Genomic DNA, 13,252 nt, shown 5'->3' with positions numbered 1-13,252 from the left:
CGAGCCTGGGGATGGCGTGGGGGTCAGCGACCGCGCGCCCAGCCCTTGCCCCGACGCAGGCGCGTGGCAAGGGCGACGACGACATAGGCGACAAAGCCGAGAGGCGCACGCAGGCCAGCGCGTATCACCCATCCGGGCCCTGAGGGGCGCGGGTCGTCATTGGCCGGGAGCGCCGGGTAGAGTCGCCGAATCTCGGACACTCCCGCATCCTGTCTGCGGCGGACACGCACCAGCGCGCCGAAGCCTTCCACGATGGGCCAGTCATAGGGGGCGGGCACGACGATGCGCTCGGCGGTTACAAAATGCAGCCGGGCGAAGGTGTCGTCCGAGATGATCGCGGGCCACTCGCCCCACCGCGCACGCGCCGCGCGGTTCATCGCGAACAGCCCGCAGCCCGGTACGCCGTGGTGAAAGAACGGCACCTGACAGTAGAATCGCGCATAGGCGCGGCTGAATGCGCTCGCGGGTGTCGGGATTACCACGCGCCCGCTGGCATAGGCGGCGGCGTCGCGGTCAAGCACCTGCACCAGTTCAACGCAGAGCGCGGGCGAGACGATCACGTCGGCGTCGAGATAGGCCAGCACCCGTCCGCGTGCCATCGCCTCGCCCGTGTTGAGCGCACCCGGCTTACCGCCTTGCGCGCGCTCCAGCACGAGGAGGTGCCAGCCGCGCGCCATGGCCGCCTCTGTGCAGGCGTGTGCCTCGGCGGCGGTTCCATCGGTGCAGCCATTGGCCACCACGATCACCTCTGCTCCACCGGGCACGGGCTGCGACGCAAAAAGCGCGCGCAGGCAGGCACCGATCAGCCCCGCCTCGTTATGGGCGGGGACGATCACGCTGAGCGTCGGTTTTTGCGCGTCGGTCAACACAGGGTTTCCAGTTCAAGTGAGGGCCGCCCTATGCGTCGGGCGGGGCTTTGTGCTAAGCCATAGCCGCAAACCCGGCCCGTGCGGAACCCGAAATGCCCGAAGACATGCCCCAGACCTTGCCGTTAGGCTATCTCGTGCCGCAGTTTCCGGGGCAGACGCATATCTTCTTCTGGCGCGAACTGGCGGAATTGGAGAGGTTGGGCGTTGCCCCACATATTCTGAGCACGCGGCCGCCGCCCGAAGGTCTGATCTCGCATGAGTGGTCTGAGGCGGCGATGGCGCGGACCACCTATCTGGGCAAGGCAGATGTCGCAGCGGCGGCAGTCGCGGCGCTGCGCGCACCCTGGGGCGAGATCCTGCGCGAAGCTGGGGGCCGTGCCTTTCTGCGTGATGTGGTGATCTGCCTGCCTGCTGCGCGAGCGCTGATTGCGAATTGCCGCGCGCGGGGCATCGCCCATGTGCATGCCCATAGCTGCGGGCGCGCGGCGCTCATTTGCGCGCTGGCGCGGCGCATGGGGGGCCCAAGCTACAGCCTGACGCTGCACGGGCCGTTGTCGGATTACGGCCCCGGCCAGCGCTTCAAGTGGCGGCACGCGCGCTTTGCCACGATCATCACCCGCAAGCTTCTGACCGAGGCTGAGGCGGTGCTGGGCGCGGACATGCCCGGCGATGTGGTGGTGCGCCCGATGGGTGTCGATACCGAGGATTTCCGGCGCGAGACGCCCTATGAAGTGCCTGCGCCCGGTGCGCCGCTGCGGCTTTTTGCCTGCGGGCGGCTCAACGTGGTCAAGGGGCATCAGGATCTGTTGTCGGCACTGCGGCTGCTGCTCGACCGGGGTGTCGAGGTGCAGCTCGATATAGCTGGAGAGGACGATGCCGGTGGCGGCGGCTATCACCTCGAGTTGCAGCACCATTTGGAGGCGCTGGGGCTTGAAGGGCACGCGCGTCTCTTGGGGGCGGTCAGCGCGGCAGAGGTGCGGCGGCACCTGCTGGCGGCAGATGTCTTCGTGCTGGCCAGCTGGCACGAGCCGCTGGGCGTGGCCTACATGGAGGCGATGGCCTGCGAGGTGCCCACCATCGGCACCGATGCGGGCGGGGTGCGCGAATTGATCACCCATGGCGAAACGGGGATGCTGGTGCCGCCGCAATCGCCCGAGGCCTTGGCCGATGCCATTGCTGCGTTGGCCGCCGACCAAGACCTATGCGCGCGGCTGTCAAAGGCGGGGCGCGCCCATGTCGAGGCGCATTTCCGCTCGGAACTGGGGGCGGAAACGCTGCTGACCGGATTGCGGCGGGCGTTGGGTGGCGCGGCGTAGCGCGCGCCTCCGCCTGCGTCACTCCACCCGCTCGTCCACCTGCAACGGATCGACTCGGGCATCGCCCGCTTGCATGCTGGGGGCCGCGCGGTCGAACCGCAGATAGGCAATGCCGCGCCCGCCCGCCTGGGTGAAGAGCGTGCCCGCCGGTTTGCCTTCGGCGGTGGTGATCGGCGTGCCGACCGGGGCCGTGCCATGCACCGCCACCAGGGTCAGCCCCTTGCGCAGTTCCGTCTTGTGCCTCATGCGCGCCGTCACTTCCTGCCCGACATAGCAGCCCTTCCGAAAATCGACGCCGCCCAGCCGGTCGAACCCGGCTTCGAGGATGAACGTGTCGGGGGTGAGTTCGATGCCGCTCTCGGGGATGCAATGGGCGACGCGGATCAGATCGAAATCGGTGCCATCGTCGCCGCCCTCACTGCCGTAGAGCCGCCAGCCAAGATCGGGATGGCGCGGATCCGCGAACGCGCTCTCGGGGGTCGGTCCGGTGCCGCGATACACCTGAATGTCGGTCTCGGTGAGGGTCACATCGGCGCGCAGCTTGTACATGGAAAGTCGCTTGAGCAGCGACGGCGCGAGGCTCTCGTCGACATCGAGCCAGATCGCCTCGCCCTGCCGCACCAGGAAGAAATCCGCGAGATACTTGCCCTGCGGCGTGAGCATCGCGGTATAAAGCAGCCCGTGTTCGAGGCCGGAAAGGTCGCTGGTGACCAGCCCCTGAAGAAAATGTTCGGTCTCGCTGCCGGTGATTTCGATGATCTTTCGCGTCATGCCCGTTCCCCTGCCGTTGAACCTGCAATATAGGATGCAATCATCGGCACGAAAGGGGGGTCCGGCATGCGCGCGGCGGTTTCGGTGGTCATTCCAACGCTTGACGCGGCACAGGGGCTGCAGGGCTGTCTCTCGGCGCTGATCGAGGGGCTGGAGGCGGGGGTAATCCGGGAGTTGATCGTGAGCGATGGCGGATCGGGCGATGCCACGCTGCGGCTGGCCGATGCGGCGGGTGCGGTGATCGTGCAGGGCGCGCCGTCGCGCGGCGGGCAACTCAGGCGTGGGGCGCAGGTGGCGGGAGGCGAGTGGCTGTTGTTCCTGCATGCCGACACGGTGCTGCCGCGCGGCTGGCCCGAGGCGGTGCGCGCGCGGATCGAGGCCGGGGGGGCTGCCGCATTCCGGCTGTCCTTCGACCGGGCCGGACTGATGCCCGCGCTGGTGTCGGGATGGGCCAACTTGCGCAGCCGGGTGCTCGGCCTGCCTTATGGCGATCAGGGCCTACTGATCTCGCGCGGCGACTATGAGGCGGCGGGCGGGTTCCGGGATATTCCGCTGATGGAGGATGTGGCGATGGCGCGCGCCCTCAAGGGAGGGATCGCGCTGATGCCGGTGTCGGTCACCACCTCGGCGGCACGCTATGAGCGCGAAGGCTGGCTGTGGCGCGGGGCGCGCAACCTCTGGACGTTGTTGCGCTATCTTTGCGGGGCCGACCCGGAGCGGCTGGCGGCGCGCTACCGGCGCTAGGCGTCACGCGTCGATCTCGACCCAGACGGGGACGTGATCGGAGGGCTTGTCGCGCCCGCGCATCTCTTTCTCGATATGGCAGTCGGTCAGCAGGTCTGCCGCCTGCGGGCTGAGCAGGAAGTGGTCAATCCGGATGCCGTCATTACGGTTCCAAGCCCCGGCCTGATAATCCCAGAAACTGTAATGTCCGGGGCCTTGGGTGCGGGCGCGGAACGCCTCGGTATAGCCAAGGTTCAGGATCCGGCGAAAGGCGGCGCGGCTGTCGGGCAGGGCGAGCGCGTCCTTGGTCCACGCCTCGGGTCGGGCGGCGTCCTCGTCCTGCGGGATGATGTTGTAATCGCCACCCATCAGCACCGGCTCCTCGCTTTCCAGAAGTGCTGCCGCGCGGGCGCGCAGACGTTCCATCCAGGCGAGCTTGTAGTCATATTTCGGTCCCGGCACGGGATTGCCGTTGGGCAGGTAGAGGCCGCAGAGACGCAGCGTGCGGTGTTCGCCCATCACCGTGGCCTCGATCCAGCGGGCCTGTTCATCGTCGTCGTCGCCGGGCAGGCCGCGCGTCACATCCTCAAGCGGCCGCTTGGACAGGATCGCCACGCCGTTGAAGCCTTTCTGGCCATGGGTTTCGACGTTATAGCCGCGATCCTCGATCATTTCGCGCGGGAAACTTTCGTCGACGGATTTGATCTCCTGTAAGAGGGCCACATCTGGCGATGCGTCGTCGAGCCAATCGGTCAATGCCTGATGGCGCGCCTTGATGCCGTTGATGTTGAAACTGGCGATTTTCATGGTGACGCCCCCTTTTGACCGCAATCTATCGCAAGCGGCCAAGGGCGATTCAAGCGGATTGAGGCGATTTCACGAAATCGCCTGATTGCGTGCCAATTTAAACCGGATTGCAACCTTATCAGATCAGTCTGTGCGACACGGCAAGCGAAAGTGGGTGTAACCAGTGGCTATTTATACCGATCAGACCATCGCGGGGAATTTCGATCCCGGCGGCAATCCGACCGTGCCGATGACGATCTCGGTGGTGACGATGGAGATCAACGACCTCAATGGCGACGGTTTTATCCGTCCGAATTCCGGCGATCAGATCAATGGCAGCAATGTGAATGCCGTCTGGGTCGGTGATACCGTGACGATCAACGGCACGCAGATCACCGGGGTCACGTTCTATACTGCGGACGGGTCACGCTATTTCACGCCTGATGACGGCTCGGTCCTGACCGATGGCGGCACGCTTGGGTCAGCCACCTTCGTGAACCAGAGTACGCAGTTCCCGGTCAGTAGTTTCGGGCCGCCCTGTTTCGTGGCGGGCAGCCGAATCGCGGTGCCCGGCGGGCTGACGCGGGTGGAGGAGCTGGTGCCTGGTGATCTGGTGATGACGCGCGATCATGGTCCGCGCCCGATCCGCTGGACGGGTCGGCGCAGCGTGCCCGGGGTCGGCGCCTTCGCCCCGGTGTGCATCACGGCGGGTGCCCTGGGCGATCACGGCACGCTCTCGGTCTCGCCGCAGCACCGCATTCTGCTTCAGGACTGGCGTGCGCAGCTCTTTTTCGGCGAAGACGAAGTGCTCTGCCCGGCGCATCGGCTGGTCGATGGCGACCGTATCCTCCGCGCGCCTTGTGCGCGAGTAACCTATGTGCACGTCATGTTCGAGGCCCACGAGATCGTCGAGGCCGAAGGGGTGGCAAGCGAGAGCTTTTTCATCGGCGATTACCTCTGCCACGAGACCAGCGCACTGCGCGCCGAGCTCGTCGCGCTCTTTCCCGAACTGAGAGGCGCATTGCCGCAGATGACCGCTGCACGGCGTTTGCTGCGCGGGCACGAGGCCGGGCTGCTGCGCAGCGCCCCGGCGCGCGACCAGTGTCACATCGAGAAGGACGTGCCGCAGCCGCAGGACGAGCTGGCATTGGGATTGTCGATCACGAAACGCGCGCCGATCAGCTCTTCGCTGAAGTCGATTGTCGCGCCCTCGAGAAAGGGCAGCGAGACGCTGTCGACGACCACCTTCTGTCCCTGACCCTCGAGCACGATGTCATCCTCGGCGGGCGCGTCGAGCTTGATGTCGTATTGAAAACCGGAACAGCCGCCACCCTCGACCGCGATGCGCAGGGCCTGATTCTGTTCGCCTGCTCCGATCTCTGCCAGACGCGCAAAGGCGCGGGGGGTGACCTTGGGGGGCAATTGCATGGCGGGGCACTCCGGGGATTTTCGTGGACTGTATAACGTCGGTTTAACGTCGGTATTGCATCTGTAATATAGAGGCCGAGGCAACAGGCGACAAGGACATGCAGCATGACGGCCCCCTATGCCACCGATCCCGCGCGCAGCAGGGGCCGCCGCGTGCCCGAAGAGGAAAGCGCGTTCCGCTCGGCCTTTCAGCGCGACCGCGACCGGATCATCCATTCCAGTGCCTTTCGCCGACTCAAGCACAAAACGCAGGTCTTTGTCGCCCATGAGGGGGATTACTATCGCACGCGGCTCACGCATTCCATCGAGGTGGCACAGGTCGCGCGGACGATCTCGGGCGCGCTCGGCCTGAATGCAGAGCTGACCGAGGCGGTGGCGCTGGCGCATGATCTGGGCCACACGCCGTTCGGGCACGCGGGCGAAGACACGCTGGCGGCGCTGATGGCGCCCTATGGCGGGTTTGATCATAACGCGCAAGCGCTGCGCATCGTGACCTTTCTGGAACGCCATTACGCGGCCTTCGACGGGCTCAACCTGACATGGGAGACGCTGGAGGGCATCGCCAAACATAACGGCCCGGTCACCGGCGCGCTGCCCTACGCTCTGTCCGATTACAACGCGCGCCACGATCTGGAGCTTGCCACCCATTCGGGGGCCGAGGCGCAGGTGGCCGCATTGGCCGATGACATCGCCTATAACAATCACGATCTGCATGACGGGCTGCGCGCGGGGTTGTTCAGCGATGACGAGATCGCGGTGCTTCCCATCGTGGGAGACTGCTTCTCCGAGGTGGACCGGCTGCACCCCGGGCTGGATGGAAAACGCCGCAGGCATGAGGCGTTGCGCCGGGTCTTCGGCGTGATGGTGGGTGATGTGATCAACGGCTCGCGCGCCACGCTGGAGGAGTTGCGGCCCGAAAGCGTGGAGGAGGTGCGCCATCTGGATGCGCCGGTGATCCGCTTTTCGCCCGCGCTGTGGCAGGATCTGCAAGCGATCCGGCGATTTCTGTTCACCCGCATGTATCGCGCGCCGAAAGTCAACGAGATGCGCGCCATGGTGCATGAGGTGGTCAGCGACCTCTTTCCGTTTTACCTCGATGCGCCCGAATATCTGCCCGAGGAATGGCGCAGTGACGTGGCGCAGGCGGCCGACCGCACCGCGCTGGCGCGACTGGTGAGCGATTACATCGCCGGAATGACCGACCGTTTCGCCCTGCAAAGCCATGCACGGCTGATCGGCGGCAATCCCAACCCGGAGACACCCCAAGGCCTGTGAGCGATGGCGCTTGCACCGCAGATCGGTGACGTGCCCGCGGCGCGCGTCCCTGAGCTAGAGCAGAATCTCTGCGGGGCGCAGGGCCATCACCGCGTTGCCCCGCGAACGGCGTGATGATACCCCTTTTGCCGGGGCACGTAACGATCGGGTGGGTTTTCATGTGGATGCGGCGCTGTCGGACAGGACGGTGATGATCGCGGCTGCGGGCTGCGATGCGGGCCGGTGCCTTGCGCATGCCTGTGCGCAGGCCGGGGCACGTGTCGTCGCTCTGGAACGGGATGCCAACCGGGCGCGGGCGGTGGCGCGGGCGCGGTCCGACCGTATCGAGACGCTGGCCCTCGACGCGCTGCGGCCCGAGCACTGCGCGCGCCTCGGTGCGGTCTGGGGCACGACGCCGCTAGATCTTCTGCTGCACCTTCAGCCCCTGCGTGCGCCGCGCCGCCCGGGGGCGGCGATCGCGGCAATCCCGGCGCTGAGCCGGGCGCTTCTGCCCGGGCTGGGGGCCGGGGCGGGGCGCGTGATCGTGGTCTTTCGCGCGCCCGGGGCGGGGGCGGGTGCAGAGGATCTGGCCTATGATGCCGGGCTGTGCGCGCTTGCAGGCCACATGCAGGAGGAATTCGGCATCCGCGTGATGGTCAATGCGCTGCGGTTGGCACCTGTAGGTGCGGAACGGTCCTGCGGCATGCGGCTCTGGCCCGCGGTCGAGATGCTGGCGGCGGGGACCAGGGCCGGGCCCTGCGGATCGGTCCTGCATCTGGGCCCTGAATGATTGACGCGGGGGCTGGCGGTGGTAAACCGGCGCGCATCGCAGCAGGAAGGGCGTGCCATGAATCTCTTTACCGACATCCGCAGTCTCGTGCTGGACGCTCTGGCCCGGATGCAGACGGCGGGGCAATTGCCCGAGGGGCTCGACATGGGGAATGTCACGGTGGAGCCGCCGCGCGATCCCGCACATGGCGATATGGCCACGAACGCCGCGATGGTGCTGGCCAAACCTGCCGGGCTGAAGCCGCGCGACATCGCCGCGACACTGGCGGACCTGCTGGCCGAGGACGACCGCGTCGCCGTGGCCGAGGTGGCGGGGCCGGGGTTTCTCAACCTGCGGCTCGCGCCGGTGCTGTGGCATGGCGTGTTGCGGAACGTGCTGGAGACGGGGCCGGATTTCGGGCGCTCGAACATGGGGCAGGGCCGTCGCGTCAATGTCGAATATGTCTCGGCCAACCCCACCGGGCCGCTGCATGTGGGCCATACGCGGGGGGCGGTCTTTGGCGATGCGCTGGCGAGCCTGCTGGATTTCAACGGCTATGAGGTCACGCGCGAATATTACATCAACGATGGCGGCGCGCAGGTCGATGTGCTCGCACGCTCGGTCTATCTGCGCTATCTGGAGGCGCATGGGCAGGAGGTGGCCTTTGCCGATGGCACCTATCCGGGCGATTATCTGATCGATGTCGGTCGCGCGCTCAAGGACAAGGTGAATGATGCCTATGTCGGTCAGCCCGAAGAGGTCTGGCTGGAGGAGATCCGCGATTTTTCGACCGGGGCGATGATGGATCTCATCCGCGACGACCTCAAATCTCTCGGCGTCGAGATGGACGTGTTCTTTTCGGAGAAATCGCTCTATGGCACCGGGCTGATCGAGGCGGCGATCGAGGATCTGCGGGGCAAGAACCTGATCTATCGCGGTGTGCTGGAGCCGCCCAAGGGCAAGATGCCCGAGGATTGGGAGCCGCGCGAGCAGACGCTGTTCAAATCGACCGAGCATGGCGATGATGTGGATCGCCCGATCATGAAATCGGACGGTGGCTGGACCTATTTCGCGCCCGACATCGCCTATCACTATGACAAGATCAGCCGGGGGTTCGACCTCTTGATCGACGTGTTCGGCGCAGATCATGGCGGTTACGTCAAACGGATGAAGGCCGCGGTGTCGGCGCTGTCGGAGGGCCGGGTGCCGGTCGATATCAAGCTGTGTCAACTGGTCAAGCTCTACAAGAATGGTGAGCCGTTCAAGATGTCAAAGCGCGCGGGCACCTTCGTGACGCTGCGCGACGTGGTCGATCAGGTCGGCGCGGATGTGACCCGCTTTGTCATGCTGACGCGCAAGAACGATGCGCCCCTGGATTTCGACTTTGACAAGGTGCTGGAGCAATCCAAGGACAACCCGGTCTTCTACGTGCAATACGCCAATGCGCGGGTGAATTCGGTGCTGCGCAAGGCGCGTGAGGCGGGTATCGCGGTCGACGATGCCACGCTGGCGGCGGCGGATCTGTCGGGGCTGACCCATGAGGCCGAGATCGCGGTCGCCAAGAAGGTGGCCGAATGGCCGCGCCTTGTCGAGATCGCGGGCCGCTCGAACGAGCCGCACCGGGTGGCGTTCTATCTCTACGATCTGGCCTCTGACCTGCACGGGTTGTGGAATCGCGGCCATGACGAGCCGGCGCTGCGCTTTCTGCAAGAGGGTGATCCGGCCACGTCGCAGGCGAAAATCGCCCTTGTGCGCGCCGTAACCGTTGTTATTTGCGCAGGTCTTGGTATCTTGGGCGTAACTCCGGCGGAAGAGATGCGTTAAGCGATCCGACATCAGGCCGGGGATGAGGCAGTATAATCAATCCCCGGCGGCCATGTATCGCCGGTGAGGCAAGAGGCAGAGCATGGCTGATATGCACGATGCAGGGGGCGAGGCCGCGCAGACCCGCGTGGCGGCGCTTGGAACACTTACCAATATCACCGGCGCGGTCCTGTCGCTGGCCCTCGTCGCAGGCGTGGGCGTGTGGGGCTACAAGCTGATCATGCGCGACGTGTCGGGTGTGCCGGTGGTGCGCGCTGTCGAGGGGCCGATGCGCGTCGCCCCCGAAGATCCAGGCGGGCAGGCCGCCGATCATCAGGGACTGGCAGTCAATGCCGTGGCCGCCGAGGGCATCGCCGCTGCACCTGCGGATCGCCTGATCCTGGCCCCGCCGCCGCTCGATCTCACGCTCGAGGACGTGCCGCGCGCCAACGCCTCGGCAAATGGTCTGGCCGAGGTGAGCCCGAATGCCGAAGCCGGGGAAGCCACGCCCGATGACGGGGCCGAGACACTGCAACGGGCGTCATTGGAGACGGACGCCGCCGCGCTGACCCCGGTTGTGGAGCCGGAGGAGACCGCAGCGGGCGAGAACGTCACGCAAGAGCCGGAACCGGCGCGTGTCAAAGGCGGCATCGGCCGCTCGCTCAGGCCGCGTCTGCGGCCCGACGTCTCGCAGGCGGTTGCGGTCGCGGTTGCGGCGGCTTCGGTCGACAGGTCGGACTCGGCGGCGGCGGAGGTCGATGCTGCCACGGTCCCGGCGGGTACGCGGCTGGCGCAGCTTGGCGCGTATGAATCCGCCGAGATCGCGCGCGAGGAATGGGGACGGCTGAAGACCCGGTTCGAGGATTTCCTTGAGGACAAGCGGCGCGTGATCCAGAAGGCCGAGAGCGGGGGGCGCACCTTTTACCGCCTGCGCGCCATGGGTTTTGCCGATCTGGGAGAGGCGCGGCGGTTCTGCTCGGCGCTGGTGGCGGAACGCGCCGATTGCATTCCGGTGGTCACCCGGTGACGCGCTATGGCGCGACGATCCTGGATGCCGAGGGGCTGCGGCTGAGTGCCGGGGAAAAGGCGTTTTTTCGCGATATGCGCCCGTTCGGGTTCATCCTGTTTGCGCGCAATATCGACACGCCTGATCAGGTCCGCGCGCTCTGTTCCGAGATGCGCGAGGCGGCGGGGCATGACGCCATCATCACCATAGATCAGGAGGGCGGGCGCGTGCAGCGCCTGCGCGCGCCGCAGTGGCGCGACTGGCCCGCGCCGCTGGATCAGGTGGCGCAGGCGGGGGCAGAGGCCGCCCGGGCTATGTATCTGCGCTACCGGATCATCGCGGCGGAACTGCATGCGCTCGGGATCGACAGCAATTGCGCGCCGCTGGTCGATGTGGCCGGGCCGCGCACGCATCCGTTCTTGCGCAATCGCTGCTATGGCGAGGATGCGGAGACGGTTGGCGCGATTGGCCGTGCGGTGGCTGACGGGTTATTGGATGGCGGGGTCTTGCCGGTGGTCAAGCATATCCCCGGCCATGGCCGCGCCGAGGCCGACAGTCATCATGATCTGCCTGTGGTCGATGCTCTGAAGAGTGACCTGCAAGACGCGGATTTCGAACCATTTAATCTGTTGAACGATTTACCGCTCGGGATGACAGCGCATGTGGTTTATTCGGCCATCGACGGCCTGCCCGCCACGCTATCCGTGCCGATGATGCGGGCGATCCGCGAGGAAATCGGCTTTGACGGGCTGATCATGACCGACGACATTTCGATGAAGGCACTGCAGGGCACGCTGCCCGACCTGTCCCGCAAGGCGCTTGCGGCGGGTTGTGACGTGATCCTGCATTGCAATGGTACGCTGGCCGAGCGGCAGGCGGTGGCGGAGGCGGCGGGCGCGATGTCTGACGCCGCGCAGCGCCGGGCGGAGCAGGCGCTGAGATGGCGCAAGACACCCGATCCGGTTGACATTTTGGCCCTCTCGGCGCAGCTTGACGCGCTGATGAGTGGGCGCGTGCATGGCTGAGGACGACTTCGATCAGGGTGAGGCAGTGATGAAGGTGGCCGACCGGCTGGCCGCCGAGGCGCTGATCGTCGATGTCGACGGGTTCGAGGGGCCGCTCGACCTGCTGCTGACACTGAGCCGGACGCAGAAAGTGGACCTGCGCAAGATTTCAGTGCTGCAACTGGCGCAGCAATATCTGGCCTTTGTGGAGCGCGCCAAGGCGTTGCGACTGGAACTGGCCGCAGATTATCTTGTAATGGCGGCCTGGCTGGCCTTTCTCAAATCGCGGTTGCTGTTGCCGCCCGATCCGGCGGAAGACGGGCCGTCGGGTGAGGAGATGGCGGCGCATCTCGCGTTTCAGCTCGAGCGGCTGCAAGCGATGCGCGATTGCGCGGCGCGGCTGATGGGGCGCGACCGGCTCGGGCGCGATTTTTTCGCGCGCGGTATCCCCGAGGACGTGATGCGGCGGCGCAAGGTGCATTACAGTGCCACGCTGCTCGACCTGATGCAGGGCTATGCGCGGATCAGGACGCGTGACGAATTCCGGCCCTATGTCATGGACCGCGATGCGATTTTCACCATGGAACAGGCGTTGGAGCGTATGCGCGGGCTGATTGGATTCGCCGGGACGTGGACGGATATTTCCAGCTACCTGCCGGACGGATTCACGACCGATTCCGCGCGGCGCCGTTCGGCCACTGCCTCGACCTTCGCCGCCTCTCTGGAACTGGTCAAGGAGGGTCGGGTGGAACTGCGACAGGCCGAGACCTTTGCCCCGATCGAGCTTCGACGCAGGGATGAATAGCGTGTCGGAAGGTGTTGAAAAGAATGAAAAAGGCTTGTTCGAGGCTCCGCCCATGGCCGAGCAGGAGCGGATGATCGAGGCGATGCTCTTTGCCAGCGCCGCGCCGCTCAGCACCCGCGACATGGCCGAACGGATGCCGCATGGCTGCGACCCGGCGGAGGCGCTGGTGCATCTGCGCAAGCGTTACGAGGGGCGCGGCGTCAGGGTGGCAAAGGTTGGCGATGCGTGGGCCATGCGCACCGCGCCCGATCTGGGCTATCTGATGAGCCGCGAGACCGTCGAGACCCGCAAGCTGAGCCGGGCGGCGATCGAGACGCTGGCGATCATCGCCTATCACCAGCCGGTCACGCGGGCCGAGATCGAAGAGATCCGGGGCGTGTCCGTCAGCCGGGGCACGGTCGATCAATTGCTTGAAATGGAATGGATTCGCTTCGGCCGGCGCAAGATGACGCCGGGCCGCCCGGTGACGTTCGTGGTGACGCAGGAGTTTCTTGACCATTTCGGGCTGGAGAGCGCGCGCGATCTGCCGGGGCTGAAGGAATTGCGCGCGGCGGGGTTGCTGGAGAACCGCCCGCCGCCCGGGACCATGCCGCAGCCGGGCGAAGGTGGGGACGTCGAAGAGAGCGAGACGGCACCGGGGCAAAACGAACTGTTCGAGGATTGAGGCGCGAGGCCGATTCCTCGTCATGCTGATTTTTATCGGCTTTGCCCTGAAATC

Annotated in this window: 13 protein-coding genes and 1 pseudogene; 10 read left to right on the top strand and 4 right to left on the bottom strand. The window is 66.0% G+C overall.

Going from position 1 to position 13,252, the window contains the following annotated elements; all coding sequences use genetic code 11:
• Positions 1 to 23 precede the first annotated feature (23 nt).
• Positions 24 to 869: a glycosyltransferase gene (locus BHD06_RS15890; protein ID WP_080457963.1), complete on the bottom strand. Its 846-nt coding sequence runs from the start codon at positions 867 to 869 to the stop codon at positions 24 to 26.
• Positions 870 to 973: 104 nt separating this feature from the next.
• Here BHD06_RS15890 and epsE point away from each other — a divergent pair, with 104 nt between their 5' ends.
• Complete coding sequence (epsE, locus tag BHD06_RS15885; protein WP_080458009.1) at positions 974 to 2,185, top strand: exopolysaccharide biosynthesis GT4 family glycosyltransferase EpsE; 1,212 nt, start codon at positions 974 to 976, stop codon at positions 2,183 to 2,185.
• A gap of 18 nt (positions 2,186 to 2,203) precedes the next feature.
• On the opposite strand, the gene BHD06_RS15880 is transcribed toward epsE, so the two are convergent.
• A complete protein-coding gene (locus BHD06_RS15880; RefSeq protein ID WP_080457962.1) occupies positions 2,204 to 2,956 on the bottom strand; it encodes a folate-binding protein YgfZ in 753 nt (250 codons plus the stop codon).
• A 66-nt stretch (positions 2,957 to 3,022) separates the two neighbouring features.
• Here BHD06_RS15880 and BHD06_RS15875 point away from each other — a divergent pair, with 66 nt between their 5' ends.
• The gene (locus BHD06_RS15875; RefSeq protein WP_080457961.1) at positions 3,023 to 3,700 is read left to right on the top strand and encodes a TIGR04283 family arsenosugar biosynthesis glycosyltransferase; all 678 of its coding nucleotides are present in this window, start codon (positions 3,023 to 3,025) and stop codon (positions 3,698 to 3,700) included.
• Positions 3,701 to 3,703: 3 nt separating this feature from the next.
• On the opposite strand, the gene xth is transcribed toward BHD06_RS15875, so the two are convergent.
• Positions 3,704 to 4,486 carry an exodeoxyribonuclease III gene (gene xth, locus BHD06_RS15870; protein WP_080457960.1) on the bottom strand — a complete coding sequence of 261 codons (783 nt, stop codon included), beginning with the start codon at positions 4,484 to 4,486 and terminating at the stop codon, positions 3,704 to 3,706.
• Positions 4,487 to 4,715: 229 nt separating this feature from the next.
• Here xth and BHD06_RS24395 point away from each other — a divergent pair.
• Positions 4,716 to 5,402, top strand: a pseudogene (locus BHD06_RS24395) (Hint domain-containing protein); the annotation flags it as partial.
• Between the two features lie 167 nt (positions 5,403 to 5,569).
• Here BHD06_RS24395 and BHD06_RS15860 read toward each other — a convergent pair.
• Positions 5,570 to 5,893, bottom strand: coding sequence for an iron-sulfur cluster assembly accessory protein (locus BHD06_RS15860; protein WP_080457958.1), 324 nt, complete (start codon positions 5,891 to 5,893; stop codon positions 5,570 to 5,572).
• Positions 5,894 to 5,998: 105 nt separating this feature from the next.
• Between BHD06_RS15860 and BHD06_RS15855 the strand changes: the two genes are divergently transcribed.
• The 7 genes from BHD06_RS15855 (at position 5,999) to scpB (ending at position 13,198) form a co-directional block, all read left to right on the top strand.
• Positions 5,999 to 7,168, top strand: coding sequence for a deoxyguanosinetriphosphate triphosphohydrolase (locus BHD06_RS15855; RefSeq protein WP_080457957.1), 1,170 nt, complete (start codon positions 5,999 to 6,001; stop codon positions 7,166 to 7,168).
• A gap of 148 nt (positions 7,169 to 7,316) precedes the next feature.
• On the top strand, positions 7,317 to 7,937 hold the full coding sequence (locus tag BHD06_RS15850; RefSeq protein ID WP_080457956.1) for a hypothetical protein: 621 nt from the start codon (positions 7,317 to 7,319) through the stop codon (positions 7,935 to 7,937).
• A 57-nt stretch (positions 7,938 to 7,994) separates the two neighbouring features.
• Positions 7,995 to 9,740 carry an arginine--tRNA ligase gene (gene argS / locus BHD06_RS15845; RefSeq protein WP_080457955.1) on the top strand — a complete coding sequence of 582 codons (1,746 nt, stop codon included), beginning with the start codon at positions 7,995 to 7,997 and terminating at the stop codon, positions 9,738 to 9,740.
• A gap of 82 nt (positions 9,741 to 9,822) precedes the next feature.
• Complete coding sequence (locus tag BHD06_RS15840; RefSeq protein ID WP_080457954.1) at positions 9,823 to 10,746, top strand: SPOR domain-containing protein; 924 nt, start codon at positions 9,823 to 9,825, stop codon at positions 10,744 to 10,746.
• Entirely contained in the window at positions 10,743 to 11,750 is a 1,008-nt protein-coding gene (nagZ, locus tag BHD06_RS15835) for a beta-N-acetylhexosaminidase (RefSeq protein WP_080457953.1), read from the top strand. Before BHD06_RS15840 ends, nagZ begins: the two co-directional genes overlap by 4 nt.
• The gene (locus BHD06_RS15830; protein ID WP_080457952.1) at positions 11,743 to 12,534 is read left to right on the top strand and encodes a ScpA family protein; all 792 of its coding nucleotides are present in this window, start codon (positions 11,743 to 11,745) and stop codon (positions 12,532 to 12,534) included. The genes nagZ and BHD06_RS15830 overlap by 8 nt, the downstream gene beginning before the upstream one ends.
• Positions 12,527 to 13,198: an SMC-Scp complex subunit ScpB gene (gene scpB, locus BHD06_RS15825; protein ID WP_080457951.1), complete on the top strand. Its 672-nt coding sequence runs from the start codon at positions 12,527 to 12,529 to the stop codon at positions 13,196 to 13,198. The genes BHD06_RS15830 and scpB overlap by 8 nt, the downstream gene beginning before the upstream one ends.
• Positions 13,199 to 13,252 lie beyond the last annotated feature (54 nt).

The organism is Roseovarius sp. A-2 (assembly GCF_002072155.1).
GTDB lineage: Bacteria > Pseudomonadota > Alphaproteobacteria > Rhodobacterales > Rhodobacteraceae > Roseovarius.
The sequence above is the reverse complement of the archived record's forward strand: the minus strand, read 5'-3'. Positions and strand labels throughout refer to the sequence as shown.